This is a genomic window from Streptomyces sp. TRM49041 (genome assembly GCF_008271805.1).
Taxonomy (GTDB): Bacteria; Actinomycetota; Actinomycetes; order Streptomycetales; family Streptomycetaceae; genus Streptomyces.
In genome coordinates this window covers 1-240 of record NZ_VSRY01000026.1, presented here as the reverse complement: position 1 = coordinate 240, position 240 = coordinate 1, and the positions used below count along the sequence as shown (strand labels likewise).

Here is a 240-nt window from a genome sequence, read left to right as displayed (position 1 = left end):
CGGCGATCTGTCGCAGAAGGTCACGGTCGATGTGGCCGGTGAGATGCTGGAGTTGAAGAACACCGTCAACACGATGGTGGATCAGCTCTCCGCCTTCGGTTCCGAAGTGACGCGTGTGGCGCGGGAAGTGGGCGTCGAGGGCCGGCTCGGGGGCCAGGCCCAGGTGCCGGGCGCGGCGGGTACGTGGAAGGATCTGACGGATTCGGTCAATACGGCGTTCCGGAATCTGACGGGTCAGGT

The 240-nt window shown here is 65.0% G+C and carries 1 protein-coding gene; it reads left to right on the top strand.

Translation table 11 applies throughout. The features are described from left to right. Positions 1-240: hypothetical protein (locus FVS66_RS01650; protein WP_149179145.1), on the top strand; the 240-nt coding region annotated here is incomplete at both ends.